Origin of the sequence: Streptomyces sp. NPDC056987 (assembly GCF_042673865.1) — a bacterium.
Taxonomy (GTDB): Bacteria; Actinomycetota; Actinomycetes; order Streptomycetales; family Streptomycetaceae; genus Streptomyces.
The window spans coordinates 117424-143336 of record NZ_JBHURV010000009.1; the positions used below are offsets into that span (position 1 = coordinate 117424).

The following is a 25913-nucleotide window of genomic DNA, read 5'->3' on the forward strand; positions in this document are numbered from 1 at the left end:
GATCCGATGACGCTCTACACCTACGGCGGGACGCCCTCCGACGTCCTCACCACAGCGGGCGGCGAGGCCCTCCCCGACTGCCCGGTCACCCTGCGCGTCGCCGGGGGCGGCGGTGAGGTGACCGGCGGCGTCTTCGAGGCGGACGGCACGACACCGATCGACGTGCTCCTCAGCAACGGCGCGGGCACCGCGTCCCCCGGAGCCCTGCGGACGTTCCTGGTGGCGGACGTCCCGGCCATCGAGTACGAGTACCCCGACGCCGCCGGCCGTGTCGTACGGCGGTACCGCGCCGCCAGGGAGCGCGTGGCCGGGGAGCGCGTGGCCGGCGGCGGTGCGGCCCGGGACCGTGTCGCCGCCGGCCACGGGACCGAGCAGGCCGGTGTCGGGCCGCTGACCACGCCGGTCGACCTGTCCGGGCAGCGGGTCTTCAACCCGATGCTCTTCGGCGCCCTCGGGGACGGCGTCGCCGATGACACCGCGGCCGTCCAGGCGGCCCTGGACGCCGCCTACGAGGCCGGCGGCGGCATCGTCCTCTTCCCGCCCGGCGGCACGTACAACGTGTTCACGTTCGTCGTCTGCCGGGCGAACACCACGGTCGTCGCCCACGGCGCGACCATCCGCTCCATCCACGCCACGACCGGCTGCTTCCGCAACTTCTACGGGGACGACTCCTTCCCCGCGTACGCCGGGCACTCGCACATCCGCGTGTACGGCGGCACCTGGGACGGCAACGCCTACCGGGCCGCCGACGGCAGTGGTGTCGTCACCGGCACGACCAACATCATGACGTTCATCCACTGCTCGGACATCCTCGTCAAGGACGCCGTCTTCCGCGACTGTTCGGGCGCGCACGGCATCGAGGTCAACGCCGTCAGCGGGTGCCGGATCGTGGACTGCCGCTTCGAGGGGTTCGTCGACAACACCCCGGACGGGAGCAGACGGACCTCCGAGGCCGTCCAGCTCGACATCGCCAAGAGCGGCTCCAGCGCCATCGGCGAGTTCGACGGCACGGCCTGCCGGGACATCCAGATCACCGGCTGCTGGTTCGGCCCGTCCGCCCGGCTCGGCGACTGGGGGCGCGCCGTCGGTACGCACGCCGCCGTGGCCGGCTCGTACTTCGACCGGATCACCGTCCGGGACTGCGAGATCACCGGCGCCTACGACACGGGGATCCTCGCCCTCTACTGGCGGGACTCCGTCATCTCCGGCAACCGGATCTCCGGCACCGGCGGGGCGGGCATCCGCGCGGCCACCGCCGCCGCGCCGCCGCAGCGCTGCGGCGCCCTCACCATCAGCGACAACATCGTCGAGGGGCCGGGCACCGATGCCGGGATCCGGGTCGCGGGCCTGGCCAACGCCCTCTGGAGCGATGTGATCGTCCGGGGCAACACGGTGCGCGGGGGCGGCGGTTACGGCGTACGGACCGACTACGCCACCGGCACCGTCATCGAGGGCAACCGCACCACCGGCACCGGCGGGGGCGGCATCCTCGCCCAGCGCAGCGACCGTGTCACCGTCACCGGCAACTCGGTCACGGCGGCCGGGTCGAACGGGATCAACATCGCGGGGTGCGCGGGCGCCGTCGTGGCGAACAACCTGGTCGACGGCACCGCCGCCAACCACGGGATCATGGTCGGCGCCGCCACCGCGCCCGGCGGGAACGCCACCGTGTCCGGCAACACGATCCGCGCCGCCTCGTCGGCCGGTATCCGGCTGACCTCCCCGGGCTGCCTCGTCACCGCCAACCAGGTCAGGAGGGACGGCGGCACCACCGTCAACGGGGTCTCGGCCGCCGCGTCCGCCACCGGGTGCGTCATCGCGGGCAACGACCTGACAGGCAACGGGTGGACGGCCGCCGCCGCCCTCGCCGTGACCGACGCCGCCCCGGCGCTCGACTGGAGCGGCTCCACGGTCAGCCCCGGACACAACCTCGTCTGACGCGCCCCCCGCGTGGGCCAAGTAGGCCGCAGTCATGGGGAGTTGGGGCGATCGAAAGGTGCGGCTCAGGTGCGCGTTCGTCTAGGTTGGTGCTCCCTGACCCGCTGCCGTGTCCGCCGAGGAGGCGCTTCTCCCGTGTCCGACCGTGATCCCCGCTTCGAGTCCACCGCCGCCGTCCGGGCGCGGATCGACACCGGCAAGCCGCACTCCGCGCGCTTCTGGAACTACTTCGTGGGCGGCAAGGACAACTACGAGGTCGACCGCGCGGTGGGCGACCACATCAAGGAGATCTTCCCCGGCCTGGTCGACGTGGCCCGGACGAGCCGTCACTTCCTCGGCCGCGCCGTCCGGCACCTCGCGGTGGAGCAGGGCGTACGCCAGTTCCTCGACATCGGGACCGGCCTGCCGACCGCCGACAACACCCACCAGGTCGCCCAGCGCGTCGCCCCGGACGCCCGGATCGTCTACGTCGACAACGACCCGCTGGTGCTGGCCCACGCGCGCGCCCTGCTGACCAGCACGCCCGAGGGGAGGACCGACTACCTCGACGCCGACCTCTACGAGCCCGCGGAGATACTCAAGGCGGCCGGGGGCACACTGGACCTCTCGCAGCCGGTCGCGCTGATGATCCTCAACACGCTCGGCCATGTCGCCGAGTACGAGGAGGCCCGCTCGCTCGTCGCGCGGCTGATGGCGGGCCTGCCCTCGGGCAGCTACCTGGTCATCAGCGACTCGACCTCCACCAGCGAGGGCATGATCGCCGCGTCGGACGCGTACAACAAGAGCGGGGCCGTCCCCTACTACGTGCGCGGTGTCGAGGAGATCGGCGGCTTCTTCGACGGCCTCGACCTGGTGGAGCCCGGTGTCGAGCAGGTCACGCGGTGGCGCCCGGAGGCGGACACCGTGCCGGTGGAGGTCGACGCGTACGGAGCCGTGGGCCGCAAGCCGTAGCCCGTGACGCACCGGGACGGCGGTCACCTTGGTGCCTCCCAGGTCACTGTCGTGCCCCCGGTACCGCAGTCCTCGCGCCGCCCGTTGTCCGTCACCACCAGCCGGACCGCGCCCGTGCCGTCCGCCGACCGGGCCGTCGCGTCGACCTCCACCTCGACCGCCGTCGCCCCGCCGCGCCGGTGCGCGGCGGCCAGCGCGTCGCGCAGCGCGGCCAGCAGCTCCCGGGCGACCCGCGGGCTCACCAGCGTGTCCACGGCGCCGCTGAACCGTACGGACGGCCGGAAGCCCAGCAGGACCGCCGCGCCGCCCGTTTCGCGCAGGACCGTGCCGCGTACGCCCGTCGGGCCGTCGGCGGGCGGCTGCTGGAGGGCGAAGATCGTGGTCCGTACCTCCTGGATGGTCGAGTCCAGCTCGTCCACCGCGCGCCCCAGCAGCCCGTCCAGGGACGGTTCGGCCACCCGCCGCCGGGTCGACTCCAGCATCATCTCCGTGGCGAACAGCCGCTGCACGACCAGATCGTGCAGATCGCGGGCGATCCGGTCGCGGTCCTCGTACACCGCCAGCCGCTCCCGGTCGTGCTGGGAGTCCGCCAGTACCAGCGCCAGCGCCGCCTGCGAGGCGAACTGCGTGGCCAGCAGCCGGTCGACCGCGCGGTACGGCAGGCCACCGCGCCGGCGCGGCAGGGCCAGCGTCCCGATCAGCTTGCCGCCGCTCTGGAGCGGCAGCATCATGCTCGGCCCGAAGCGCGACCGTACGTGTGTGGTCATCCGGGGATCGGTCGACGAGTCCTCGATGAACACCGGCTCCCCGCCCAGCAGTTGGACCAGCACGGGGGAGCCGGGGGCGATGGTGGTGCCGACGATGTCCCCCGGGTCGTCGGACGTGGACGCGGCGACGATCTCCATCCCGCCCTCCTCGGTCGGCTGGAGCACCACCCCCGCGAAGGCGTCGGCGAGGGCGCGGGCCGACTCGGCCACCGTCATCAGCGCGTCCATCGCGTTCACACCGGTCAGCAGCGCGTTGGTCACGGCGGCCGCCCCGGTGATCCACCGCTCGCGCTGGCGTGCCGTGCCGTACAGCCGGGCGTTGCCGATCGCGATCGCCGCCTGCGAGGCGAGCACCCGCAGCAGGTTCTGGTCCTGCTCGGTGAAGGAGCCCGCCCGCTTCTCCGTCAGATAGAGGTTGCCGAGGATCTCCCGGTCGAGCTGGAGCGGCACGCCGACGAAGGAGCGCATCGGGGGATGGCCCGGCGGCACCCCCACCGACCGGGGGTCGGCCGTCAGATCGTCCAGCCGCACCGGCCGCGGGTCCCTCAGGAGCAGTCCGAGCACGCCGCCGCGGCCGTCGGGAAGCCGGCCGACGCGCTGCCGGTCCGCGTCGCTCATCCCGGCGGTGAACAGCTCGGTCAGCCCGCCCCGTTCGGGATCGACCACCCCGAGGGCGCCGTACCGCGCGCCCGCGAGTTCGGTGGCGCTGTCCACGATGTGCTGGAGCGTGGCGCGCAGTTCGAGGTCGTCGCCGATGCCGAGGACGTCCTCCAGCGGTGTGGGCGGCCCGGACCGCGGGGCACTCAGCGGGCGCCGGCCAGCGGGTTCAGGACCATCGGCTGGATCTTGCCCTCCAGCATCGCCCCGAGGCCGAGCACGGCGCAGACGTCCGGGCGCTCCGCGATGGCCACCGGCATCCCCGTCGCCTTGCGCAGCATCTCGTCGAGCCCCGGCAGCAGCGCGCTCCCGCCGACCATCATGATCCCGCGGTCCGCGAGATCGGCCACCAGGTCCGGCGGACAGTCGCGCAGCACCTTGCCGATGCCGTCGAGGACCCCGGTCAGCGGTGTGTAGATCGCCTCGCGTACGGCGGCGGTGTCGACCAGCACGGAACGGGCGACGCCGGTGGCCACGTCCCGGCCGTGGATCTCGGTCTTGGTCGGCCCGTCCGGGGTCAGGCCGTTGCCGCTGAGCGCCAGTTGCAGCGGGCGTACGGACTGGCTCGGCAGCATCAGCGCGTGCTGGTGGCGCAGGTGCTGGATCACCGCGTGGTCGATCGCGTTGCCGCCGACCGGGATCCGCTGCGCGGTCACGATCGAGCCGAGCGAGAGCACCGCGACCTGGGTGGTCGCCGCCCCGCACACCATGATCATGGTGGCGGTCGGCTGCTCCACGGGGAGCCCGCAACCCACGGCCGCCGCGATCAGCGTGTCGACCAGCTCGACGCGGCGGGCGCCGAGGCCGACCAGGGTCTCCACGGCGGCGCGCTGGGCCAGCGGGTCGGCGTCGTGCGGGGTGGACGCGGCGGCGCGCAGCCGGGGCTTGCGCCGCAACTGCCTGCGGAGCTTGTCGCCGATGAGGTGGCGCAGCATCCGCTGGGCCATCTCGATGTCGACGACCGTGCCGCCGGTGACGGGCCGGGCGACCCGGATGTAGTCGGGGGTGCGGCCCGTCATCCGCTCGGCGAGCGTTCCGACGGCGATGAGCGCGCCCGTACGGGTGTTCACGGCGGCGACGCTCGGCTCGTCGACGACGAGCCCGGCCCCCTTCACGAACACCCTCGTTCTCGCGGCCCCCAGGTCGACGGCGATGTGGCAACGGCGCAACTGCTCAAGGCTGACGGTCACGGCAGGTTCTCCCGGGAGCGCGGGGGTGGAGCACCGGCGGCGCCGGCCCTTGTTGGCATCGTGCTGCCCCCGGGCGCGCCGCGCCCGCCGGGCTGCTCCGGTCGGGCGTCACCCGGGCGGCGTACGGGCGTCGGCGGGTCGCGGGCGGGCGGCGGTCCGGTGCCTGTGGGCGCGTGGGCGCGTGGCCGAAGGGCGCCGGTGATGTGCCTGTCGGTGCGCCGGTCACGTGCCTGTCGGCGCGTCAGTCCGTCCAGCGCTGCAACAGGCCCCAGGTGAACTCCGCGACCCGGACGCCGCCGCCGGGGAGCGTGAAGCGCAGCCCCGTCCTGGTCGGCGCCGTCCCCGGCAGCGGCCGGGCCGGCGGGAACGCCCGCGCCACCTCGTCCACCGTGCACGACCAGGGCCGCAGATCCTCCGCCGTACGCAGCTCCGGCCCGGTCTCGCCCGGCGCGCGGACCAGCCACTCGTTCCACACCGCGCCGCCCGGCGCGGTCATCACCTCGAAGCGCAGACCGGGCCAGAGCGGCACCGGCCAGAGCAGCGCGTCGCACTCCAGATCGCCGACCCGGCGCCGGACGACGCTCTCCGGCTCGCCGAGCACGGAGCGGTAGCGGACCACCGCCGAGCGGGAGCGCGGCGAGCGCACCATGGCCTGCCAGCGGCGGTTGGCCTCGCGCATCCCGGCCAGGGAGACGCCCAGCTCGCGGCGGGCGTCGTCGACCAGTTCGGGCTGGTGGTCGGCCATCCTGCGCAGCAGTACGAGCTGGAAGTCGAGCGGCCCGAACGGCCCGTTGGACGTCATGGAGCCCGATCCTGGCACACCAGCGGAACCGCCGTTCCACACAGGACCCTCACAGACCCGACATCAGCGCTGTCCCGGCGCCGCATAATCTTCGGGTCGCCATGGACTACTGCCACCAGTGCCGACGGCACCTCAACGGCGCACTGACCTGCGCCGGATGCGGCACCCCCGCCGAGGAGCTGCGGCACGGACACCCGGAGCGGGACGGCGGAGGCGGCCAGGGCGCGGAGGGTCACGGAGAGTTCGAACCCGTGATCGACGGTGATATCGGTCTGATCGGCCACGATCCCCGTCCTGCCCCGCGTTCCGCCTCCCGCGCGGCTTCCCGCCGTAAAGCGCCGAGCCGTAAGACATCGAGCGGCAAGACATCGAGCCGTAGGACGCCGAGCCCCCGCCGGGGCCCGCGCAAGGCGCCTTCGCAGGGCCGGCGCGGCCGTGACCGGCGCGGGCGCCGGGTGCTGATCGGCATGCTCGGCGTGGTGCTCGCGGCCGGCCTGCTCAGCCTGGCGCAGCTCGCGTTCGAGACGCCCGGCCGGGACCACGCGTCCTCGGTCGAGGAGGACGCGTCCGTCGTCCCGGACGGCGGCTCCCTCGACACCGACCGCCCGGCCGCGCCCGACGACCCGGGGCCGCCCGCGTCCCCGGGCTCCGCGTCCGCCACCGGAGCGGGTACGGGGAAGACCGTCGACGGATCGGCCGCCCCGCGCGGCAGCGGCGAACCGGTGACGGACCGGTCCCCGGGCGAGGCGCCCGCCGCGTCGTCCGACGCGTCCGGCCCGGCCTCCGGCGCGCCGGGCGACGACGGTACGGACCCGGAGGCGCCGGGCTCCGGCGACCCGGAGCCGGGCCCGTCCGGCGCGACGGGCCCGACGGGTCCCGGTGACCCGTCGGGTGACCCCACGGGCAGGCCCAGCGGGGGCGCGCCCACCTCGTCGGCCCCGCCGCCGCCCGCGCCCGAACCGGAGCCCGAGCCGTCCGAGACCTGCACGTGGTTCCTGTGGTGGTGCTCCTGAGCGGATGGGCGAGCCGGGGCGGGCCGGCGCTTCCGGGCTGTCCGGGGCCTTCCGGGGCCTTCCGGGACGGACGGTGTCAGGCCGGGTCCTGGCCCAGCATCCGCTTCAGCAGGTCGCGCAGCGTCGTCCGCTCCTCCTCGGAGAGCCCGGCGAGCGGCTCGCGGGCGAAGCCCAGCGAGTCCCGCAGCCGCGCGGCCGTCGCCCTTCCCTTCTCCGTCGGCGCGGCGAGCTTCACCCGCCGGTCGTCCGGGTCCGGGCGGCGCTCCACCAGGTCCCGGGCTTCCAGCCGGTCCACGATGCCGGTGACGTTGGACGGCTCGCACTTCAACTTCTGCGCGATCCGGCGCATGGGCATAGGTTCCGAGGAGAGGAGTCCCAGGACGCGTGCCTGCGCCCCCGTGAGGGAGTGCTCGGCGGCGGCCTGGTCGTACTCCTCGTAGTAGCGCGCCACGACGCTGCCGATGAGTTCGACGACTTCGACGGTCAGCGGGTCTCTGCGCGCGGTGGTGGCCATGCGCACCAGGGTACCCATTTGTTTGACAGCATGAAATATTGAGGAGCATGGTTGTTTCAGGTGGTGAAGCTTTTCCGTGGCGTCCGGCTCATCCGGGCCGCCCGGCTCACCGCCGCAGAATTCCCCGAGGAGGACCCGCATCATGACCGCACTTCCCGCGTCCGGCCGCGCCTGGCATCTCGTCGCCCGCCCCCACGGCTGGCCCGAGCCCGGCGACGTCGCCCTGCGCGACGTCCCGGTGACCGAGCCGGGCGAGGGCCGGATCCTCGTCCGTAACCGGTACTTCTCGGTCGACCCCTACATGCGGGGCCGGATGAACGACGTGAAGTCGTACGTGGCCCCGTTCGAGCTCGACCGTCCGATGGACGGCGGCGCGGTCGGCGAGGTCATCGCCTCGCGCGCCGAGGGGTTCGCGGTCGGCGACCATGTGCTGCACGGTCTGGGCTGGCGGGAGTACGCCGAGTTCCCGGCGGACAAGGCCACCAGGATCGACGCCTCGGCCGCCCCGCTCTCCGCCTATCTGAGCGTGCTCGGTCTGACGGGGCTGACCGCGTACGCGGGCCTGTTCGAGAGCGCGTCCTTCAAGGAGGGCGACACGGTCTTCGTCTCCGGCGCGGCCGGCGCCGTCGGCAGCCAGGTCGGCCAGTTCGCCCGGCTCGAGGGCGCCTCGCGGGTCATCGGTTCCGCGGGCTCCGACGAGAAGGTCAAGCTCCTCGTGGAGGAGTACGGCTTCGACGCGGCCTTCAACTACAAGAGCGGGCCGGTCAAGGAGCTGCTCAAGGAGGCGGCGCCCGACGGGATCGACGTCTACTTCGACAACGTCGGCGGCGAGCACCTCGAAGCCGCCATCAGCTCGCTCAACCTGCACGGCCGCATCACCGTCTGCGGCATGATCGCGCAGTACAACAGCACCGAGCCGACGCCCGCGCCGCGCAACCTCTCCCTCGTGATCGGCAAGCGGCTGCGGATCCAGGGCATGCTCGTCGCCGACCACCTCGGGCTCCGGCCGCAGTTCGTGAAGGATGTCGCGGGCTGGCTCGCCGCCGGTGAGCTCAAGTACAACGAGACCTTCGTGGAGGGCATCGAGAACGGCTTCGACGCCTTCCTCGGCGTGCTGCGCGGCGACAACACCGGCAAGATGATCGTCTCGCTCGGCGACTGACCGGCCGGCCCTCCCGCTCCACAGCGCCCCGTCCCACCGAGGGCCGCACCCCCGCCAGGGTGCGGCCCTCGGTCTTTTCCTGCGCAAGGGATTGACTCGTTCGCTCTTCGACCATAGTTTCCGGGTTCGAAGTTACGGCTGCTGTTCGGTATTTCGGACGATACGGGGCGGAGCCGTGGGGACGACAGAATCGAGCCGTCATGCCACCCTCGCTCCCGAGCCGCCGCGGCGTGCTCGGCGGACTGGGCGCACTCGCCGTCGCCGGCAGCTTCGGTCTGGCCGCCGCCGGGACGGGCGCCTCCGCGCTCACCTCGACCACGGACGCCCGCGTCCGCTACTGGAACCTCTTCAGCGGCGGCGACGGCGCCAACATGATCGCCATGCTCGACGCCTTCCGCCGCGCCAACCCCGCCATCGGCGTCAAGGACTCCACCTTCCAGTGGGGCAACCCCTTCTACACCAAGCTGGCCATGGCGGCGGCCGGCAACCGCGCGCCGGACCTGGGCGTGATGCACCTGGGCCGGGTCACCGGCTTCTCGCCCGGCCGCCTCCTGGACCCCTGGGACACCGCCCTGCTCGCCGAGTACGGCGTGCGGGAGGCGGACTTCAACCCCGCGCTGTGGAAGCGCTCCGTCATCGACGGCAAGCTCTACGCCCTGCCGCTCGACATCCACGTACAGCTCTGTTACTACCGCAAGGACGTCCTGCGGAAGGCGGGCCTGCTCGGGGACGACGGCCGGATGGTGCCGGTGACATCGCCCGACGAGTGGTTCGACGTGCTCAAGGAGGCCAAGAAGGCCACCGGGAAGGGGCTCCAGACCATCGGTCTGTGGCACAGCGACCAGAACTTCCAGTGGTGGTTCTTCGTCGCCTTCTACACCCAGCTCGGCGGCACCTGGTTCGACGCCGGCAACACCGCGACCACCTTCGACACCGACAAGGCCACCGAGGTCCTGGAGTTCCTGCGCCGCCACATCACCGACGGGTACGCCAACCCGGGGTACGGCGGCACAGCTGGAGCCGAACAGTTCGTCAACGGCTCCCCGTTCGCCTGGGAGGGCAACTGGTCCGTGCCGGTCTTCTCCGGCGCGAAGGTGGAGTACGGTGCGACGCCGCTGCCGCCCGTGTTCGGGAAGCAGGCCACCCACGCCGAGTCGCACGCCTTCGTCCTGCCGCACCAGGCCGAGCGCGGCGGCGCCGCCGACGCGGGCGCGCACCGGCTCGCCGCGTACGTGGTCAAGCACGCCCTGCAGTGGGCGGCCGGCGGCCACATCCCCGCCTACACACCGACGTTGTCCACGTCCGCGTACCGGAAGCTCGAACCGCAGCACGAGTACGCGAGCGCCATGGACCACCAGGCCACCGAGCCGAAGGTGTGGTTCGCGGGCTCCACCGGCATCCTCGCCCAGGAGATCGGCCCTCTGGTCGTCTCCTCGACGACGGGCTCCGCCAAGCCGGACGTGGTCGCCGGGCGGATGAGGAAACAGCTCGCCCGGCTCCTCACCCGGAAGAACCCGATGGACGGCAGGACCGCCGCGCAGGGAGGTGCGGTCGCATGACGACGACCAGTGCCGGCACCGTCATCGCCCCGGCGCGCACGAGAACCGCCGCCGACAGCGCCACGGTCCGCCGCAAGCAGGGCTTCCAGCACGGCGGCTGGTTCGTCGCCCCGTTCCTGTCGCTCTTCGTCCTGTTCGTGATCTGGCCGCTGCTGCGCGGCATCTTCCTCAGCTTCACGGACGCCAACATCTCCGGCGACAACACGAGCTTCATCGGCCTCGACAACTACCGCGAGGCCCTGCACGACTCGATGATGTGGGACTCGCTCGGCCGCAGCGCGTACTTCACGCTGCTCGTCGTCCCGTGCATCACCGTCCTCGCCTTTCTGCTCGCGATGCTCGCCCACCACATCGAGCGCGGAAAGTGGCTGTGGCGGCTCTGCTTCTTCATGCCGTTCCTGCTGCCGTCGACCGTCGCGGGCAACCTGTGGCAGTGGCTGTTCAACCCCGGCACGGGCATGATCAACCACGTCTTCGGGATCGACACGCCCTGGCTGACCGACAAGGCGTACGCCATGCTCGCCGTCGTCATCGCCACCCTCTGGTGGACGGTCGGCTTCAGCTTCCTGCTCTACCTCGCCGCGCTCCAGGGCATCCCCGCCCACCTGTACGAGGCCGCGAAGCTGGACGGCGCGAACGGCTGGCACCGGATGGTCCACATCACCCTGCCGCTGCTGCGCAACATCACGGGTCTGGTCATCGCGCTCCAGATCCTCGCCTCGCTCCAGCTCTTCGACCAGGCGGTCGTGATGCAGGACTTCGGCCCGGGACCCGAGAACAGCACCAGGTCGTTCGTGCAGTACACCCTCGAACAGGGCTTCACCAGCTATCGCGTGGGCTACGCCTCCACGATGTCCGTCATCTTCTTCGTGATCATCGCGGCCGTCGCCCTGGGGCGGATGTGGCTGCTGCGCAACCGTGAGGAGGGTGCCCGATGAGCGCCACCGCTGTCCCCGAGAAGCGCGTCTCCGGCCCGCGGAAGTGGACCTTCAGCCAGATCGTGCTCACCGCGCTGGGCGCCGCCGTCTCCGTGCTCTGCACGGCGCCGCTGCTGTGGGCGCTGTTCACCTCGCTCAAGTCGGAGACCGAGGCCGTCGCGCTCCCCGTGGGGTGGCTGCCGAAGGAGTGGACGGTCCAGGCGTGGACGGCCATCTTCGAGACCGGCAACCTGCCCAACTGGTTCGTCAACTCGTTCGTCGTCTCGGTCTGCGTCACCTTCGTCGTGGTGCTGGTCTCCGCCCTCGCCGGGTACGGCTTCGCCCGTACCGAGTTCCGCGGCAGGAACGCCCTGCTGGGACTGGTCATGACCGGTCTGATGGTGTCGCCCGCGGTGCTGGGTGTGCCGCTCTTCACGACCGTCCAGTCGATGGGCATGGTCGACACCTACTGGGGCATGATCCTGCCGCAGTGCGCGCCCGCGGCGATGGTCTACATCCTCTACAAGTTCTTCCAGTCCGTCCCGAGGGAGCTGGAGGAGGCGGCGTTCATCGACGGCGCGGGCCGGTGGCGGGTCTTCTTCACCGTCGTCCTGCCGCTGTCGCGGCCCTCGCTCTCCGCCGTCGCCATCTTCACCTTCATCGCCTCGTGGAACAACTTCCTGTGGCCCTACATGGTGACCAACAACCCCGATCTGATGACCATGCCGAACGGCATCGCCACCGTCATGAACTCCTACGGCATCCAGTGGGCGCAGCTGATGGCCGGCGGACTGATGGCGGGCCTGCCCCTCGTGATCGTCTTCGTCTTCTTCCAGCGGCAGATCGTCAGCGGCGTGGCGCACACCGGACTGGCGGGCCAGTGAGGCCACGTTCCGGTCGAAGCACCAGTCGAAGCGCTTCCGCGCCGCCCCGCGTCCCGCCGCCCCCGCTGTTACTTCCGTTACCCCCTGTTGCTCCGACGCCCCGCTCTCCCGTACTCACGTAGTCACGCAGTCACGTTTCTCAGGCACGCAGATCTCCGAGTTCCATCGTCAGTTGAGGAAGTCATGACCCGTTCCGCACGCTTCACCCTGCACCCCGACTTCACCGTCGGTGAGGTGAACCCCCGTCTCTTCGGCTCCTTCGTCGAGCACCTGGGCCGCTGCGTCTACACCGGTCTCCACGAGCCGGGCCACCCGACCGCCGACGAGGCGGGGCTCCGCACGGACGTCCTCGACCTGGTCAGGGAGCTGGGCCCGACGGCGATCCGCTACCCCGGCGGCAACTTCGTCTCCGGCTTCCGCTGGGAGGACAGCGTCGGCCCCGTGGACGAGCGGCCCCGCCGCCTCGACCTGGCCTGGAAGAGCACCGAGTCCAACCGCTTCGGGCTCTCCGAGTTCATCGACTTCGTCCGCAAGGCCGGCCCCGAGGCCGAGCCGATGATGGCCGTCAACCTCGGCACGCGCGGCGTGACCGAGGCCATCGAGCTCCAGGAGTACGCCAACCACCCGGCCGGCACCGAGCTGTCCGAGCGGCGCCGGGCGCACGGCGACAAGGACCCGTACGGCATCAAGCTCTGGTGCCTCGGCAACGAGATGGACGGCCCCTGGCAGACCGGCCACAAGACGGCCGAGGAGTACGGGCGGCTCGCCGCCGAGACGGCGCGGGCCATGCGCCAGATCGACCCGGACGTCGAACTGGTCGCCTGCGGCTCCTCCGGCTCAGGGATGGATACCTTCGCGGAGTGGGAGGCCACCGTACTCGCCGAGACGTACGACCTCGTCGACCACGTCTCCCTGCACGCCTACTACTGGGAGAAGGACGGCGACCGCGACTCCTTCCTGGCCTCCGCGGTCGACATGGAGACCTTCATCGAGAAGGTCGTCGCGACCTGCGACCACGTCGGTGCCAAGCTCAAGTCGGAGAAGAAGATCAACCTCTCCTTCGACGAGTGGAACGTCTGGTACATGGACACGCCCAACCCGCACGAGGTCGCGGAGTGGGAGGAGGCCCCCCGCCTCCTGGAGGACGTCTACTCGGTGACGGACGCCGTCGTCTTCGGCTCCCTGCTGATCGCGCTGCTCCGGCACGCGGACCGGGTCGCCGTGGCCTGCCTCGCCCAGCTGGTCAACGTGATCGCGCCGATCATGACCGAGCCGGGCGGGCCCGCCTGGCGGCAGACCACCTTCTTCCCGTTCGCGCAGGCGGCGAAGTACGGCAGGGGCACGGTCCTCGACGTACGGGTCGACTCGCCCTCGCACGAGACGAAGAAGTACGGCGAGACGGATCTGCTGCACGCCACCGCCGTACGGGCCGACGACGGCTCCGTCACCGTCTTCGCGGTGAACCGGGGCCAGACGGAGCCGCTGCCGCTGGAGGTCGCACTGGCCGGCCTCGGCCTCACCGAGGTGGTGGAGCACTCCGTGCTCGCCGACGCCAACCCCGAGGCCAGGAACACACTGGTGGACCAGGAGCGGGTCACCCCGCACGCCGGGGAGGGCACCGCGCTCGCCGACGGCGCGCTGACCGCGACGCTGGAGCCGCTGTCCTGGAACGTGATCCGGCTGCGCTGACCGCCACCGTACGATCCCCGGCCCCCGGTGGAGCCGCCGACCCCTGGCGCTCCACCGGGGGCCGCGTGCTGTGCGGGTGGCGCCCGCGCACCGTGAGGGGCGCGTGACGAAGTCTGCGCGAACCGTTGACGCGGAAGCGCTTCGACTCTAGCTTCCCGTCCGAAGTTCCGAGCGAAGTTCGAGATGCCGAACGGTCCGAACGGTTTCCCCGCACGCCGTAAGGAGAATTCGCGTGAGCCGCACCTTCCGTATCCCCGGTACCTCCAGGGACCCCCGCGCCCCCCACACCCCGCACGCCCCGCGCAGGTCCCGTATGTTCCGTACGACCCGCACATCGCGTACGTTCCGCAGGGCCACGCTCCTCGCCCTGCCCGCCGCCGTCCTCCTCGCCCTCGTCCCGGGCAGCGCCGCCGCCTACCCCAACCCCGGCCGGGTCACCGGCGACATCGTCGTCCACGACCCGACCATGCTGCGCACCTCGTCCGGCCAGTACCTGCTCTACTCCACCGGCGACGGCCTCCAGGCCCGTACCTCCACCGACCGGATCGCCTTCAGCCGCAACCGCTCCGCCTTCACCACCCTGCCGAGCTGGTGGTCCGCGTACTCCCCGGCCAAGGACCCCTGGGCGCCCGACATCTCGTACCACGGCGGGAAGTACCTGATGTACTACGCCGTCTCGTCCTTCGGCTCCAGCACCTCCGCCATCGGACTGGCCGGTTCCACCACCGGGCAGCCCGGGAGCTGGAGCGACTACGGCATCGTCTACACCTCCAACGCCACCAGCGACTACAACGCCATCGACCCCAACCTCTTCGTCGACGACGACGGCAAATGGTGGCTCACCTTCGGCTCCTGGTGGACCGGCATCAAGATGATCAGGATCGACCCCGCCACCGGCAAGCAGTACGCGGGCGACACCGCGCGCCGCTCGCTGGCCTCGCGGCCGACCGGCACCAAGGCGGTCGAGGCGCCCGTCGTGGTCAAACGGAACGGCTACTACTACCTGTTCGCCTCGTACGACACGTGCTGCGCCGGGACCAGCTCCACGTACAAGATCAAGGTCGGCCGGGCCACCAGCGTCACCGGGCCCTACGTCGACAAGAACGGCGTGAACATGATGAACAACGGCGGCTCGCTCGTGCTGGAGAGCCACGGCCGCTACATCGGCCCCGGCGGGCAGTCGATCATGCCGGACAGCGACGGCGACCTGCTCGTCTACCACTACTACGACGGCCAGGACAACGGCACACCCAAGCTCGGCGTCAACCTGCTGAGCTGGTCCGGTGGCTGGCCGACAGCCTACTGACGGGGGCCGGTCACATGACACACGCCGCCCGTTCCACGGGCACCAGAAGAGCCCACCGCGCCCTGGTCCTGCTGCTGGCCCTGCTCCTCGCCGCGCTCGCCGCCCAGCTCTCCGGGGCCGCCGGCGCCGCCGAGGGCCGCCCGTACACCAACCCGGTCAAGTCGCAGAAGGGCGCCGACCCCTGGATCCAGTACTACGACGGCAACTACTACCTCGTCACGACGTCGTGGACGTCCGAGCTGACCATGCGCAGGTCGCCCACCCTGGCCGGGCTCTCCACCGCGCCCAGCGTCCAGGTGTGGTCGGACTCCACCTCCTCGCGCTGCTGCAACATGTGGGCGCCCGAGATGCACTACTGGAACGGCCGCTGGTACCTGTACTACGTGGCCGGCCAGGGCATCGCCGACTACAACCCCACCCAGCGCGTCCACGTCCTGCAGAGCGCGGGCGCCGACCCCATGGGCCCGTACACCTACCGCAACCAGCTCGGTTCCGGCTGGATGCTCGACGCCAGCCTGCTCACCCTGGGCGGCTCGCTGTACCTGCTGGGCAGCGCGCAGGGCGGCGGCACGCAGAACCTCGTCATCGCCCCGATGAGCAACCCGTACACGCTGAGCGGCCCCTTCTCGACCATCTCCACGCCGACCCTCGCCTGGGAGCGGTCCGGCGGTACGGTCAACGAGGGGCCCGAGGTGCTCCAGCGCGACGGGAAGACCTTCATCGTCTACTCGGCGAGCGGCTGCTGGACCGCCGACTACAAGCTCGGCCAACTCGCCTACACCGGGACCGATCCGCTCAGCGCCTCGTCCTGGACGAAGAAGCCGACGCCGGTCTTCAGCCGCAACGACCAGGCCGGGGTGTACGGTCCCGGCCACAACGGGTTCTTCAACTCGCCCGACGGCACCGAGAGCTGGATCGTCTACCACGCCAACGACGCGGCGGGCGACGGCTGCGACAACGGCCGCACCACCCGCGCCCAGAAGTTCACCTGGAACGCCGACGGCACCCCGAACCTCGGCACCCCCGTCGCGCTCGGCACCACCCTCGCCGGACCTTCCGGGGAGAGCGCGGCCACCCCGGGGGCGTACACCGTCGTCAACCGCAACAGCGGCAAGTGCCTTGAGGTGGAGGGGGGTTCGACGGCCGACGGCGCCGATGTCCGGCAGTGGACCTGCAACGGCGGCGCCCAGCAGCGCTGGCGGTTCGAGGACCTCGGCAACGACACCAGCAGACTCGTCAACGCCGCCACCGGCAAGGTCCTGGACACGGCGGACTGCTCCGTCGCGGACGGCGCCGATCTGCGCCAGTGGTCCTGGCTGAACAACCTCTGCCAGGCGTACCGGCTCGTCGTCACCGAACAGGGCGGCTGGGTACGGATCGTGAACGCGCGCAGCGGCAAGGTCGCGGACGTCGCCGACTGTTCCACGGCCGACGGGGCGGACGTACGCCAGTGGTCCTGGCTGAGCAACACCTGCCAGCAGTGGCAGATCAGACCGGCCTGACATACCTATACGGCAGGGGCTGTTCCTCCGCGCAAGCCGGAGAGGAACAGCCCCTGGTCCGGTCGGGTCCATCGGGCCCGTCAGGTCCGTCAGGTCCGTCAGGATCCCGGCCGGGTCACCCCGCCGCCGCCAGCAGCGCGCGGCCCACCTGGGAGAACAGGCCCTTCGGGTGGTCGCGGAAGAGCGGCTCCGTACCGAACAGCGTCACCCGCGCTCCCGCCGCCGACGTCCCGCTGACGACCGACGCCCGGCCCGCCGCGTCGCGCGGGGCGCCCATGCCGTCCTCACCGCCGCCGCGACCCGCGTCCGGTGCAGCGCCCCCGTGCCCTTCTCCTTCGTCGCCGTGAAGGCCACCCCGTGACGGTCCGCGAGAACGGCCGCCCGCTGCCGGGCCGACGACGGCACGATCGCCGCGCCGTCCGCCGTCCGCCGTCCGCCGGACCCGCACGCCCTGCGCGAGCAGCGAGTTGACCGCGGCCAGCTCCCGCGGGTCGTCCAGCGGCAGCCGCAGATCGCCCCGCGGGCTCACCGACCCGGCGGGCGAGGCGGCCTCGACCGTACGCCCCCGGACGTGGGCCAGGGCGGCCGAACCGCCCCCGAGCCGCTGCACCTTGTCGACGCTCTGTGTGGTGGATTTGGTTGGTGTGGGTGGCTGTTGGGCTGGTTGGGTGACTTCTGGGTCGGTGGTTCGTTGTCCTGTTCGAGGCGGGATGCCGGTGCTGTACCGGAGACCCGGTCGGGGTTGCGGAGAGAGGCGGGGTGGATGGCGGAGCTTCGGGCGCTGGCCGCGCCGTTCGTCGTGCCCGGCCCGGCGGGTGTTGCAGTGCGTACCCGGCTGCGTGTGTCGGCGGTCGAGGAGCGGGTGCTGGCTGAGGTGGGCGGCTGTCTGGGCTCGTTGGCTTCGGGGGACCTGGCGGTCCGCTGCCGTGACGGATTGGACCATAATGCGGAGCGCTGGGCGGTACGCAAACGTGCGTTGACGGGCCGGTCGTCGTCGCGGTGGGCGGGGAGTATCACCAAAGCCACCCATGATCAGTGGTCGTTGGCGCGCCGGGGCCTGGCGGCGCATGTCCGTGGTTTGGAGGCGGGGATCGCGACGGTCCGCCACCGCCTCGCGCTGCCGGTCGGTGAGCGGGGTACGAAGGGTGCGCCGGGTGGTTACCGTTCGCGGCGGGAGTGGCATGCCAAGTCCCGGCGCCTGACCGTCCTGGAGGCACGTCGGGACCGGGCGGTAGCGGACTGGCAGGCAGGGCGGGTGCGGGTGGTGCGGGGTGGTAAGCGTCTGGCGAACACCCGCCACCACCTCACCGAGGCGCGGCTGACCGAAGAGCGGTGGCGGCGTCGCTGGGAGGCGGCGCGCCTGTTTCTGTCGGCGGACGGGGAGTCGGGCAAGCGGTACGGCAACGAGACCATCCGCATCACTCCCGACGGGCAGCTCTCCCTCAAGCTTCCCGCCCCGCTGGCGCATCTGGCGAACGCGCCGCACGGCCGGTTCGTCCTTGAACGGCCGGTCGTCTTCCCGTACCGGGGCGAAGAATGGGCCGACCGGATCGCCGGGAACCGGGCCGTCGCCTACACCGTGCACCACGACACCGACCGCGACCGCTGGTACGTGACGGCCGCCTGGCAGCGCAAGAATGTGCCGGTTCTGCGGCTGAGTGCGGCCCTGGCGGCGGGGTGTGTCGGGGTGGACATGAACGACGACCACCTCGCCGCCTGGCACCTCGATGTCCACGGCAACCCGGTCGGTGACCCGCACCGGTTCTTCTACGACCTGACCGGCACCGCCGCCCACCGGGACGCGCAGATCCGCCACGCCCTCACCCGCCTCCTCCACTGGACCCGCCAGTGCGGGGTGAAGGCGATCGCGGTGGAGGACCTGGACTTCGACCGTGAGAAGACCCGCGAGAAGCACGGCCGCCGCACATGCTTCAGGAACCTGATCTCCCGCTTCCCCACCGCGAAGCTCCGGGCCCGCCTGGTCTCGATGGCAGCCGAACACGCGATCACGATCGTCGCGGTCGATCCGGCCTACACCTCCCGCTGGGGCGCCCAGCACTGGCAGAAGCCACTGGCCACCCCACGACGTAAACCCACCCGGCACGATGCAGCGAGCATCGCGGTCGGAAGGCGCGCTCAGGGACATCCGGTCCGGCGACGGACGGCACCGCCCCGGCACCACCAGAGTGATGGTGCCGGGCATCGGACCGTCCAGGCCCCACCGGGTGTCTCTGGGCGTGAGGGACCCCGCCCCCGTATTCCCGGACCACGGACACGATCCGTGCCGCCCGGACACGGAGCGAACGCGGGCAACCAGAACGCCCACCACCGTTCGGGACGTTCGGCTGAGCACGAGTCCTGGCAACAGGACTCACTGCCACTCAGTCATGAGGAACGGTCCTGGCCCCGCCGGTAGGCTGGCCCCATGCGTGATCTGGGGTCGGGTTTCGGCTATGTGATGAAAGGCCAGCGCTGGGTCGCCGGTCATGGCCGGTGGCTGGGGTTCGGGCTGCTGCCCGGCCTGGTCACCCTGGTGTTGTACGCGGGCGCGCTCGTCGGACTCGCCTACGGGGCCGATGACGTGATCGCCTGGGCGACGCCGTTCGCCGACGACTGGTCCTCGTCCTGGGCCGGGCTCTTCCGCGGTTTCCTGACCGCGCTCCTCTTCGTCTTCGGGCTCTTCCTCGCGGTGATCACCTTCACCGCGGTGACGCTCCTGGTCGGACAGCCCTTCTACGAGTCGCTGTCCGAGGAGGTCGACCGCACGGAGGGCGGCGAGGTCCCGCAGTCGGGGCTGCCGTTCTGGCGCGACCTGTGGATCTCCGCCCGGGACAGCGTGCGCATCCTGGTCCGGGTGACGCTCTACGGGATCCTGCTCTTCGCGCTCGGCTTCATCCCCGTCGTCGGGCAGACCGTCGTGCCCGTGCTCGGCTTCTGCGTCACCGGCTACTTCCTGGCGGAGGAGCTGACGGCGGTGGCGCTCCAGCGCCGGGGCGTCGAGCTGAAGGAGCGCCTCGCGCTGCTGCGCGGCCGGCGGATGCTCACGCTCGGCTTCGGCGTCCCGATCGGGCTCGCCTTCCTCGTCCCGGTGGTGGCGGTCTTTCTGATGCCGGGGGCGGTGGCCGGGGCGACGCTGCTGGTCCGCGACCTGACGGCCGAGCGCGAACCGGAGCCGGACGACGCCACGGCGGCCGGCCCGGCGACCGCCCCCGGGGACGGCGCGGGGGCCGGGCGGCCCGGCGTACCGCTCACCCTGGAGAAGTAGCCGGGCGCGCCGCGGGGCTGAGGTTCCTCAGGAGGCGTCGGCGGCCACGGTGATGATCGACCGGAGCTGCGCGATGATGTCCAGCCGGTTCCGCACGAACTCCGGGTCGGTCACGGTCCCCGTCGCCGGGTTCGTGTTGCCCGCCCCGAACTGGAGCACCGGCGTGTGCACATGGCCGCCGGGCACGTCCAGGCCGAGCCGGTCGCGCAGCAGGGTCGCCCGGTAGGCGATCTCGTTGGAGAGATAGTCCCCGCCGCCCCCGGCGCGGGCCGCCGAGCCGGGCGTCGGCCCGTCGGGACGGACCACCGCGGTGGTGGAGCCCGCCGGTATCTCGGTCACGGACGTGTTGTCGTAGACCGGGAAGCGGCCGGTGTCCGCCGTGACGATCGCGGGGTACGGCAGGCTGGTCGCCGTCCACTGCGGCTGCGAGGCCGGGTCGCGCACCGGGACGAGGCCGGTCTCGGAGACGTTCTGGTTGTCCCCGAACCCGCCCCGCCAGGCGCCGTTGAAGCGCTCGACGTCGATCCGGCCGACCCGGCCCTGGCTGACCGTGGTGAAGAGATCGGCCTGGGCCAGCGGCTTGCGCAGCGCCCGCTCCACCGTGCCGTCGGCGAAGTCCTGCCAGCGGACGGGGAAGACGGCGGCCTCGATCCTGGCCGGCCCCCGGGCGGTCTCGACGACCGTGCCGTCGAGGGCGAGCGCGGTCGCCCCCGAGGGGTTGCTGATCCGGATGTCACGGTCGAGGGTGAACGGGTCGAACCCGGTCACGACGATCCGCTTGACACCCTTGCCCGCCGCGGCGCCCTTACCTGTCCTGGCGTCCTTGCCCGCCTTGGTGCCCTTGCCGTCCTTGCCGGGGAACGTCATGGAGTCCTGCCCCCGCGAGGTGCGCTCCAGCGCCCCGAGCAGCCGGGCGCGCGCCGCCTCCGAGAGCCCGAACTCCGGCTGCCACTGCCGCAGTTCACGGCTCATCGCCAGCCGGGCCCAGTACAGCGGCCGGTCGTCGTCCCGGCTCAGGTCGCCGCGCGCGGGACCTCGCCCCTGCGCCCGGTCCACGGCCCGCTGCCACAGCCGCGCCCCCTGCCGTTCGACGGTCCGCTCGGCCGCCCGGTAGGACCCCGCCCCGTTCAGCGCCCGTACGAACCCGGGCGCCACCTGGTCGAACCCGCTGCGCCGCAGGATCTCCCGAGGCACGTCCCGGTCGAGCCGCTGCTCCTCGACGGTGGGCGCGGCGGTCGTCGGAGCGGGGGCCGCGGCGCCGGCGGCCGGAGGCGGTACGGCGAGGGCGAGCGCCGCGGTGGTGAGCAGCACGAGCCCGAGCCGATCGGGCCGTACGCGCGGGCGAACGCGTGGCGGACGTACAGGCGTGAGTCTCACGGGAGTCCTTCCGTCGGGTGGCGGAAGTATCGCCTCCGGACCGCCTTGTTGACCATGGGCACCCGTAGGCGCCCAGGGGCCGGCCCGGTCCGAACGGAGGTGTACGGAGAGAAAGGCAGGCAGACCCTAGGCCTCCGCGCCCCCCGCCCCGCCCGCCCGCAGCAGGGTCAGGAAGTCGCGGAACGCCGCCGTCATGTCCACCGCCTCCGGGTCCAGCAGCCACTGGTACTGGAGCCCGTCCAGCACCGCCGTCAGCAGCGGCGCCGCCTGTTCCGGTGTCAGCCCGCCCGGGAGGCGGTCGCCGAACTCGGTGCGCAGGACCTCGGCCATCTCGCCCCGTACCTGCGTGTAGCGGTGGGTGAAGAACTCCCTGGCCGGATGGGACTCCGTGACACTCTCGCCGAGCAGCGCCGAGAAGGTCTGGACGATCCCGGGGCGCATCGCGTTGTACTCCACCAGGGAGTCCAGCAGGTCGAGCCGCCAGCCGCGGCGGCCGTCGCTGCGCCCGCCGGTGTCCCACTGGTCCCGCTCCTCCAGGACGGCGACGAGCAGCGCCTCCTTGGAGGGGAAGTAGTGCAGCAGTCCCTGCTGGGTCAGACCGGCGCGCTCGGCCACCGCGCCCAGGGTCGCGCCCCGGTAGCCGCGCTCCGCGATCACTTCGAGGGCGGCGCGGAGGATGTCCGCGCGCCGCTCCTCGGTCCTGGCCCTCGTCATCGACCGCTCCCTCCCTCAAGCTCAAGGTAACGAAAGAATAACCAAACTTACCGCTCTACAGATTTGGCCGTCACCATGTAACCATTCGACCGTCAGTACGTCGACGAGGAGGTACGGCCGTGGCCGACGCACCCACCACCCGGGCCGATCAGGCACGTGACGCCGCGGTCGCCGCGGCGCTCGGCAAGCTCGACCTGGACGCCAAGGCCCGGCTCCTGGCCGGCCAGGACATGTGGTCCCTGCCCGAACTGCCCGGGATCGGGCTCGCGTCGCTCGTCATGTCCGACGGGCCCATCGGCGTCCGCGGCGTCCGCTGGACCGCCGACGACCCGTCCGTGGCCCTCCCGTCCCCGACCGCCCTCGCCGCCTCCTGGGACCCGGAGCTGGCCCGCCGGGCGGGGCGGCTGCTCGCCCAGGAGGCCCGCCGCAAGGGCGTGCACGTCCTGCTCGCGCCGACCGTCAACCTGCACCGCTCGCCCCTCGGCGGCCGGCACTTCGAGGCGTACAGCGAGGACCCGTATCTCACCGGCGAGATCGGCACCGGCTATGTGCTCGGCGTCCAGGACGGCGGCGTCGGCACGACGGTCAAGCACTTCGTCGCCAACGACGCCGAGACCGACCGCTTCACCGTCGACAACCTCGTCGCCCCCCGCCCCCTGCGCGAGCTGTATCTCGCGCCCTTCGAGGCCATCGTGGCGGGCGCCCACCCGTGGGGCATCATGGCCGCGTACAACCAGGTCAACGGCTCCACGATGACCGAGCACCGCTACCTCCAGAACGACGTGCTGCGCGGTGAATGGGGCTTCGACGGCTACATCGTCTCCGACTGGCTGGCCGCGCGCTCCACCGCCGGCGCGCTCCTCGGCGGCCTGGACGTCGCGATGCCGGGGCCCCGCACGGTCTACGGCGAGGCGCTGGCCGCCGCCGTACGGGCCGGGGAGGTGCCCGAGTCCGCCGTCGACGACGCCGTGCGCCGGGTCCTGCTGCTCGCCGCCAGGACCGGCGCCCTCGACGGCGCGCCCGCCGCCGTCACCACCCCGCCCGCGCCGCTCGACGGCGAGGCGCTGGCCCGCGAGATCGCCCGCCGCTCCTTCGTTCTGGTACGGAACGAGGAGCGGGCCGGCCGTCCCGCGCTGCCGCTCGACCCCGCGGACGGGACGATCGCGCTCAGCGGCGCCGCCGCCCGCGACGCCCGGGTCCTCGGCGGCGGCTCCGCCACCGTCTTCCCCGACCATGTCGTCTCCCCGCTGGACGGCCTCACCGCCGCGCTCCCGCCGGGCCGCCTCAGCTACGCGATCGGCGCCGACCCCAGCGACGAACTCACCGACGCCGACCAGGGGTTCGAGCTGACCGCCGTCTGCCGGGACGACTCCGGGCGGATCCTCGGCACCGGCTCCGTCCCCGGCGGCCGGATCCAGTGGGCCGGCGCCGACCTGCCCGACGGGGTCACCCACGAGACGCTCCACTCCGTCGAGCTGACCGGCACCTTCACACCCCGGGAGAGCGGCGAGCACACCTTCGGCACCCGCGGCCTCGGCGGCTTCACCCTGACCGTCGGCGGCGAGGTCCTCTTCGACGGCGTCCAGGAACCCGGCTCCGCGGCCGACCCGTTCGAGGCGTTCTTCGGCGAGCCCGTGGAGCGCGCCCGCGCCACCCTCGCCGAGGGAGTGCCGGTCGAACTCTCCCTCCGGCACACCGTGTTCAAGCTCGCGGACGCCCCGATCAGCGCCGTCGCCGTCTCCCTGCTCCACCTCGGCCCGCGCCACGACCCCGACGAGCTGATCGCGGAGGCCGTCGAGGCCGCCCGTACCGCCGCCACCGCCGTCGTCGTGGTCGCCACCACCGAGCGCGTCGAGTCCGAGGGCTTCGACCGCACGGACCTGCGGCTCCCCGGCCGCCAGGACGACCTCGTGCGCGCGGTCGCCGCCGTCAACCCCCGTACGGTCGTGGTCGTCAACACCGGCTCCCCGGTGGAGCTGCCCTGGCGCGAGGACGTCGCGGCGGTGCTGCTGACCTGGTTCCCCGGCCAGGAGGGCGGCGCCGCGCTCGCCGACGTCCTGCTCGGCGACGCGGAGCCGGGCGGCCGGCTCCCCACCACCTGGCCCGCCGCCCTCGCGGACGCGCCGGTCTCGAAGACCACCCCGGACAACGGCGAACTCCCGTACACCGAAGGAGTGTTCATCGGCTACCGGGCCTGGGAACGGGCCGGCACGACCCCCGCGTACCCCTTCGGCCACGGCCTCGGCTACACCGACTGGGAGTACGAGACGATCGAGGCCACCCCGGCCGGGGCGCGGGTGCGGGTGCGCAACTCCGGTACCCGTACGGGCCGCGAGGTCGTCCAGATCTACCTCGCCCCGGTCCCCGGCGCGGACGCCGGCGCGGTGGAGCGCCCCGCGCGCTGGCTGGCCGGCTTCGCCTCCGTCGAGGCGGCCCCCGGCGAGAGCGTCGAGGTGACGGTCCCGCTGCGCCGCCGGGCGTTCGAGATCTGGGACGAGGCGGCCAACTCCTGGTCGTACGTGGCCGGTTCCTACGAGATCCAGGCGGGCCGCTCGGTCAGCGACCGCCGGCTGTCCGCCCAGGTCGAGGCGACGGGATAGGGTCTGAAGACGTGCGGCCCCGGGGCGGAACCTGACACCGCCCCGGGGCCGCACCCGTGAGGGCGAATGGCCGTCAACGCGTCGCGAACCGGTGGCGTCAGCGCGTCGTGAACCGGTAGACCGTGGCCGACTCGTACACCTCACCCGGCCGCAGCACCGTGCTCGGGAAGGCCGGCCGGTTCGGCGAGTCCGGGAAGTGCTGCGTCTCCAGCGCGATGCCGGCGCCGGGACCGAAGGGCTTCCCGTCGAAGTGGTCACCGGTGTAGAGCTGGAGCCCCGGCTCCGTGGTGGTGATCGTGACCGCCCGGCCGGACGCCGGGTCGTACAGTTCGGCGGCGGCGCCCTCCGGCCCGCCGTCCAGGACGTAGTTGTGGTCGTAGCCGGGGCCCACCGGGCGGGACGCGCGGAAGTCGAAGCGCGTGCCGTCCACCGGCGCCAGCTCCCCGGTCGGCAGCATCGAGCCGTCCACCGGGGTGATCCGGCCGCCCGCGATCCGCAGCTCGTGCCCGGAGGTCGCCGGGACGCCGTTCGCACCGCCCAGGTTCCAGTACGTGTGATTGGTCAGCGTGACATGCGTCGGCGCGTCCGTCACCGCGCGGTACGCGATCCGCAGCGCCCCGTCCCCGTCCAGCGTGTACGACGCCGAGACCTCCAGCCGGCCGGGGAACCCCTCCTCGCCGTCCGGGCTGACCCGCGACAGCCGGACACCCGACGGTCCCGTCCCGTCCTCGCCCGCGCCGACGGGCTCCGCGTCCCACACCCGCCGGTCGAAGCCGTACGCCCCGCCGTGCAGACAGTTCGGCCCCTCGTTGGGCGTGACCCGGTGCGCCACCCCGTCCAGGGTGAAGGCGGCGCCCGCGATGCGGTTCGCGTACCGGCCGACGAGCGCCCCGAAGTACGGCCCCCGGTGCTCCAGATAGCCGGGCAGGCCGGGGAAGCCGAGGACGACATCGGCGACGGTCCCGTTCCGGTCGGGGACCTCCACCGACTGCAGGATGCCGCCGTACGTCAGCAGCCGTATCCGGGTACCGGCCCGCTCCAGGGTCCAGCGGTCGACCGGCGTACCCTCGGGCGTGGCGCCGACGCGCTCCGTGTTCATGACAGTC

Annotated in this window: 21 protein-coding genes; 13 read left to right on the forward strand and 8 right to left on the reverse strand. The window is 72.3% G+C overall.

What is annotated here, in order from left to right; all coding sequences use genetic code 11:
* Window positions 1-6 precede the first annotated feature (6 nt).
* Window positions 7-1938: a right-handed parallel beta-helix repeat-containing protein gene (locus ACFTZC_RS13240; protein ID WP_382888965.1), complete on the forward strand. Its 1932-nt coding sequence runs from the start codon at window positions 7-9 to the stop codon at window positions 1936-1938.
* A gap of 135 nt (window positions 1939-2073) precedes the next feature.
* Window positions 2074-2889 carry an SAM-dependent methyltransferase gene (locus tag ACFTZC_RS13245; RefSeq protein ID WP_382888967.1) on the forward strand — a complete coding sequence of 272 codons (816 nt, stop codon included), beginning with the start codon at window positions 2074-2076 and terminating at the stop codon, window positions 2887-2889.
* 23 nt (window positions 2890-2912) lie between these two features.
* Here the strand turns inward: ACFTZC_RS13245 and ACFTZC_RS13250 are convergent, their stop codons facing one another.
* The 3 genes from ACFTZC_RS13250 to ACFTZC_RS13260 form a co-directional block, all read right to left on the reverse strand.
* Entirely contained in the window at window positions 2913-4463 is a 1551-nt protein-coding gene (locus tag ACFTZC_RS13250) for a GAF domain-containing protein (RefSeq protein WP_382889166.1), read from the reverse strand.
* Window positions 4460-5503: a rod shape-determining protein gene (locus ACFTZC_RS13255; RefSeq protein WP_365812727.1), complete on the reverse strand. Its 1044-nt coding sequence runs from the start codon at window positions 5501-5503 to the stop codon at window positions 4460-4462. Before ACFTZC_RS13255 ends, ACFTZC_RS13250 begins: the two co-directional genes overlap by 4 nt.
* 241 nt (window positions 5504-5744) lie before the next feature.
* Window positions 5745-6305, reverse strand: a complete 561-nt coding sequence (locus ACFTZC_RS13260) for a hypothetical protein (protein WP_382888969.1) — start codon at window positions 6303-6305, stop codon at window positions 5745-5747.
* Between the two features lie 101 nt (window positions 6306-6406).
* Here ACFTZC_RS13260 and ACFTZC_RS13265 point away from each other — a divergent pair, with 101 nt between their 5' ends.
* The gene (locus ACFTZC_RS13265) at window positions 6407-7318 is read left to right on the forward strand and encodes a hypothetical protein (RefSeq protein ID WP_382888971.1); all 912 of its coding nucleotides are present in this window, start codon (window positions 6407-6409) and stop codon (window positions 7316-7318) included.
* Between the two features lie 76 nt (window positions 7319-7394).
* Here the strand turns inward: ACFTZC_RS13265 and ACFTZC_RS13270 are convergent, their stop codons facing one another.
* Window positions 7395-7832, reverse strand: a complete 438-nt coding sequence (locus ACFTZC_RS13270; protein WP_382888973.1) for a MarR family winged helix-turn-helix transcriptional regulator — start codon at window positions 7830-7832, stop codon at window positions 7395-7397.
* 142 nt (window positions 7833-7974) lie between these two features.
* Between ACFTZC_RS13270 and ACFTZC_RS13275 the strand changes: the two genes are divergently transcribed.
* From ACFTZC_RS13275 to ACFTZC_RS13305, 7 genes are all read left to right on the forward strand, one after another.
* Window positions 7975-8994 (forward strand): NADP-dependent oxidoreductase, encoded by a 1020-nt coding sequence (locus ACFTZC_RS13275; RefSeq protein WP_382888975.1) that lies wholly within the window; start codon window positions 7975-7977, stop codon window positions 8992-8994.
* A gap of 200 nt (window positions 8995-9194) precedes the next feature.
* Window positions 9195-10553: an extracellular solute-binding protein gene (locus tag ACFTZC_RS13280; RefSeq protein ID WP_382888977.1), complete on the forward strand. Its 1359-nt coding sequence runs from the start codon at window positions 9195-9197 to the stop codon at window positions 10551-10553.
* Window positions 10550-11491, forward strand: a complete 942-nt coding sequence (locus ACFTZC_RS13285; RefSeq protein WP_382888978.1) for a carbohydrate ABC transporter permease — start codon at window positions 10550-10552, stop codon at window positions 11489-11491. The genes ACFTZC_RS13280 and ACFTZC_RS13285 overlap by 4 nt, the downstream gene beginning before the upstream one ends.
* Complete coding sequence (locus tag ACFTZC_RS13290) at window positions 11488-12354, forward strand: carbohydrate ABC transporter permease (RefSeq protein WP_382888980.1); 867 nt, start codon at window positions 11488-11490, stop codon at window positions 12352-12354. The genes ACFTZC_RS13285 and ACFTZC_RS13290 overlap by 4 nt, the downstream gene beginning before the upstream one ends.
* Before the next feature lie 183 nt (window positions 12355-12537).
* On the forward strand, window positions 12538-14043 hold the full coding sequence (locus tag ACFTZC_RS13295) for an alpha-N-arabinofuranosidase (RefSeq protein WP_382888982.1): 1506 nt from the start codon (window positions 12538-12540) through the stop codon (window positions 14041-14043).
* 313 nt (window positions 14044-14356) lie between these two features.
* Window positions 14357-15349 carry an arabinan endo-1,5-alpha-L-arabinosidase gene (locus tag ACFTZC_RS13300; RefSeq protein ID WP_382889168.1) on the forward strand — a complete coding sequence of 331 codons (993 nt, stop codon included), beginning with the start codon at window positions 14357-14359 and terminating at the stop codon, window positions 15347-15349.
* Window positions 15350-15363: 14 nt separating this feature from the next.
* Window positions 15364-16851 carry a family 43 glycosylhydrolase gene (locus ACFTZC_RS13305; protein WP_382888984.1) on the forward strand — a complete coding sequence of 496 codons (1488 nt, stop codon included), beginning with the start codon at window positions 15364-15366 and terminating at the stop codon, window positions 16849-16851.
* Between the two features lie 115 nt (window positions 16852-16966).
* Here ACFTZC_RS13305 and ACFTZC_RS13310 read toward each other — a convergent pair whose 3' ends face one another.
* The gene (locus tag ACFTZC_RS13310) at window positions 16967-17461 is read right to left on the reverse strand and encodes a hypothetical protein (protein ID WP_382888986.1); all 495 of its coding nucleotides are present in this window, start codon (window positions 17459-17461) and stop codon (window positions 16967-16969) included.
* Window positions 17462-17614: 153 nt separating this feature from the next.
* Here ACFTZC_RS13310 and ACFTZC_RS13315 point away from each other — a divergent pair, with 153 nt between their 5' ends.
* On the forward strand, window positions 17615-19267 hold the full coding sequence (locus tag ACFTZC_RS13315; RefSeq protein ID WP_382888988.1) for an IS200/IS605 family accessory protein TnpB-related protein: 1653 nt from the start codon (window positions 17615-17617) through the stop codon (window positions 19265-19267).
* A 9-nt stretch (window positions 19268-19276) separates the two neighbouring features.
* On the forward strand, window positions 19277-20116 hold the full coding sequence (locus ACFTZC_RS13320) for an EI24 domain-containing protein (RefSeq protein WP_382888989.1): 840 nt from the start codon (window positions 19277-19279) through the stop codon (window positions 20114-20116).
* Window positions 20117-20143: 27 nt separating this feature from the next.
* Here ACFTZC_RS13320 and ACFTZC_RS13325 read toward each other — a convergent pair whose 3' ends face one another.
* On the reverse strand, window positions 20144-21427 hold the full coding sequence (locus tag ACFTZC_RS13325) for a pyroglutamyl peptidase (protein WP_382888991.1): 1284 nt from the start codon (window positions 21425-21427) through the stop codon (window positions 20144-20146).
* A 192-nt stretch (window positions 21428-21619) separates the two neighbouring features.
* Window positions 21620-22207 carry a TetR/AcrR family transcriptional regulator gene (locus ACFTZC_RS13330; RefSeq protein WP_382888992.1) on the reverse strand — a complete coding sequence of 196 codons (588 nt, stop codon included), beginning with the start codon at window positions 22205-22207 and terminating at the stop codon, window positions 21620-21622.
* Window positions 22208-22326: 119 nt separating this feature from the next.
* On the opposite strand from ACFTZC_RS13330, the gene ACFTZC_RS13335 reads away from it, so the two are divergent.
* The gene (locus tag ACFTZC_RS13335) at window positions 22327-24807 is read left to right on the forward strand and encodes a glycoside hydrolase family 3 protein (RefSeq protein ID WP_382888994.1); all 2481 of its coding nucleotides are present in this window, start codon (window positions 22327-22329) and stop codon (window positions 24805-24807) included.
* A 97-nt stretch (window positions 24808-24904) separates the two neighbouring features.
* Here ACFTZC_RS13335 and ACFTZC_RS13340 read toward each other — a convergent pair whose 3' ends face one another.
* Window positions 24905-25906, reverse strand: coding sequence for an aldose epimerase family protein (locus ACFTZC_RS13340; RefSeq protein WP_382889170.1), 1002 nt, complete (start codon window positions 25904-25906; stop codon window positions 24905-24907).
* Window positions 25907-25913: the final 7 nt, after the last annotated feature.

Bases quoted from the DNA above. Each gene is read 5' to 3' on its own strand.
- ACFTZC_RS13240 (WP_382888965.1), top strand. From the start codon at position 7: ATGACGCTCTACACCTACGGCGGGACGCCCTCCGACGTCCTCACCACA.
- ACFTZC_RS13260 (WP_382888969.1), bottom strand. From the start codon at position 6,305: ATGACGTCCAACGGGCCGTTCGGGCCGCTCGACTTCCAGCTCGTACTG.
- ACFTZC_RS13265 (WP_382888971.1), top strand. From the start codon at position 6,407: ATGGACTACTGCCACCAGTGCCGACGGCACCTCAACGGCGCACTGACC.
- ACFTZC_RS13270 (WP_382888973.1), bottom strand. From the start codon at position 7,832: ATGGCCACCACCGCGCGCAGAGACCCGCTGACCGTCGAAGTCGTCGAA.
- ACFTZC_RS13275 (WP_382888975.1), top strand. From the start codon at position 7,975: ATGACCGCACTTCCCGCGTCCGGCCGCGCCTGGCATCTCGTCGCCCGC.
- ACFTZC_RS13280 (WP_382888977.1), top strand. From the start codon at position 9,195: ATGCCACCCTCGCTCCCGAGCCGCCGCGGCGTGCTCGGCGGACTGGGC.
- ACFTZC_RS13285 (WP_382888978.1), top strand. From the start codon at position 10,550: ATGACGACGACCAGTGCCGGCACCGTCATCGCCCCGGCGCGCACGAGA.
- ACFTZC_RS13290 (WP_382888980.1), top strand. From the start codon at position 11,488: ATGAGCGCCACCGCTGTCCCCGAGAAGCGCGTCTCCGGCCCGCGGAAG.
- ACFTZC_RS13295 (WP_382888982.1), top strand. From the start codon at position 12,538: ATGACCCGTTCCGCACGCTTCACCCTGCACCCCGACTTCACCGTCGGT.
- ACFTZC_RS13300 (WP_382889168.1), top strand. From the start codon at position 14,357: ATGTTCCGTACGACCCGCACATCGCGTACGTTCCGCAGGGCCACGCTC.
- ACFTZC_RS13305 (WP_382888984.1), top strand. From the start codon at position 15,364: ATGACACACGCCGCCCGTTCCACGGGCACCAGAAGAGCCCACCGCGCC.
- ACFTZC_RS13315 (WP_382888988.1), top strand. From the start codon at position 17,615: ATGGCGGAGCTTCGGGCGCTGGCCGCGCCGTTCGTCGTGCCCGGCCCG.
- ACFTZC_RS13320 (WP_382888989.1), top strand. From the start codon at position 19,277: ATGCGTGATCTGGGGTCGGGTTTCGGCTATGTGATGAAAGGCCAGCGC.
- ACFTZC_RS13330 (WP_382888992.1), bottom strand. From the start codon at position 22,207: ATGACGAGGGCCAGGACCGAGGAGCGGCGCGCGGACATCCTCCGCGCC.
- ACFTZC_RS13340 (WP_382889170.1), bottom strand. From the start codon at position 25,906: ATGAACACGGAGCGCGTCGGCGCCACGCCCGAGGGTACGCCGGTCGAC.